This window comes from Campylobacter sp. B0100352/1 (assembly GCF_020135855.1).
GTDB classification, from domain to species: domain Bacteria; phylum Campylobacterota; class Campylobacteria; order Campylobacterales; family Campylobacteraceae; genus Campylobacter_D; species Campylobacter_D taeniopygiae.
In genome coordinates this window covers 1-303 of the sequence record NZ_JACHTP010000123.1, presented here as the reverse complement: position 1 = coordinate 303, position 303 = coordinate 1, and the positions used below count along the sequence as shown (strand labels likewise).

The window sequence follows — 303 nt, the reverse complement described above, 5'->3', positions numbered from 1 at the left end:
AAAACGGAATAATATATGAAAATTTTAACTCGGTTCATTTTGGTTTTAAACCACATCATTACAAGCCTTGTATAGCAAGGGTTTATAAAATGGGAATTTTATTACTTAGTACCAATACTATCATAGATACAAGTTCTCTCATAAACAAAGATACTTTTTATACTTGTGATGATAATATGATACTTGATATTTTTTCTATCAAAGGTTTAGCAAAGTTTAGATTTTATAATAAATTGCTTCCACAAGGATATGAAGAAACTCTCACAAAAGCCTCTCAGGCATTACAAGAATTAAGCTCAAATG

General features: G+C 28.1%; 1 pseudogene. It reads left to right on the top strand.

Annotated features, from left to right (window positions below):
- Positions 1-303: pseudogene (locus H2279_RS08820) on the top strand (hypothetical protein); the annotation flags it as partial.